A 1,452-nucleotide genomic window follows, 5' to 3' on the forward strand; every position below is an offset into this window, starting at 1 on the left:
AAAATTGCGAATAAAAATAAACTAATATATAGGGGGTCTTCCTTTTAACAGAATAAGACCTCCTATGCCATTTATCCCGCTTTAATGGGCAGTAAGACCCCCACCTCAAAATTCAGCGAAAGCAAAGAATTTAGGTGGGGGTCGGGCTCCCATAAAAGTCCGATTGGTGAGGGCTAATAATCAGTGGGGCATGAAGAAAACCCCCACTGATTAAAGTATCACTTTATTTTGTAATTTAGTTGATCTAAAAACTTTTCCTCCAAGACATGAATACCTACATACAAATTTCATATTACGGATATGATTCGATCAAACATAAAACGATTCAGAAAGGAAGAATAATATGGAATGCATAAAAATGACGAAATGGAGTTGGTATCATGTGAAAACTAGTGAGCTTGAAAAACTTTCTTCTATAATCCCTCGTGATGTAACATCTTATTTCTCTCAATTTATAAAGAAAATAAGTTCTCCTTGTGAAAATGGATTATATGTTTATACGTTATCACCAAGTCAAACTTGTGTATATGGTTCGTTTTTATATGATCAAGATAAAAAGGACGCCAAAATTCAAAAATTTCTTCATTATTTCGTAGCTCATGGAATATTAATAACGGTTCAGGAAAAAGAGGAAGAGGATTTCCAAAAATTAATACATAATTCCTCTTTTAGTGTGAAAAATTGTAATAGTTCCGCTGAAGGATTATGTGCTATCTTATCAATGTTTATATCTCACTACTTGCGAAAGGTTGACTATTTCGAAAACAATTTCAGAAATGTATTATGGGATTTTTATCATCATAATAACATAGCAGTTTTAGAAAGAATCTATCATATTCGTCATGAATTATTTATGAACACACATGTGTTTCGCTTAATACAAGAAGTATTACAAGGCCTGGAGGAAGCGTGGTTAGAAAATATAACAAAAACTCTTTGTTATAAACAAACATACTTGAAATTAGAGCGTGGATTACAACTCGTTAAAGAGTACCAAGAAGAATTAGACACGATGATTCATTTACAAGAAGTTGTTTCTTCTCATCGTGGGAATGAAATTATGAAGGCTCTTACTGTATTAACTGCTGTAAGTACGCCTTTGACGGCCTTAGGAGCATTGTGGGGGATGAATTTTAAATACATGCCTGAACTAGAATGGAAATATAGCTATTTAATCGCTCTCTTATTTATTATTTTTACAACAGGGGGTATGTATTTGTATATGCGAGTGAAAGGATGGACAGGTGATTTATTACGAGTAAAGAAAAAGAAATCTTTTTTTAAATCTAATTAATCCTGTTTATAAAAAATAGGATAGATATTAATCTAGATATAGGGTTAGTAATATTTATTAATTGAGGTAGTATCATATCTCCATCAAGTTAAAGTTTTGATGTCCCCGCATTTAAAAAGATGCTCTTGGATAAATCCAGGAGCATCTTTTTAAATGCG

Annotated in this window: 1 protein-coding gene; it reads left to right on the forward strand. The window is 32.3% G+C overall.

The window, feature by feature from the left end:
• The first annotated feature begins 343 nt into the window (after nucleotides 1-343).
• Complete coding sequence (locus KI369_RS21690) at nucleotides 344-1,294, forward strand: magnesium transporter CorA family protein (RefSeq protein ID WP_212957340.1); 951 nt, start codon at nucleotides 344-346, stop codon at nucleotides 1,292-1,294.
• The last annotated feature ends 158 nt before the right edge of the window (nucleotides 1,295-1,452 follow it).

It is taken from the genome of Bacillus sanguinis, from assembly GCF_018332475.1.
GTDB classification, from domain to species: domain Bacteria; phylum Bacillota; class Bacilli; order Bacillales; family Bacillaceae_G; genus Bacillus_A; species Bacillus_A sanguinis.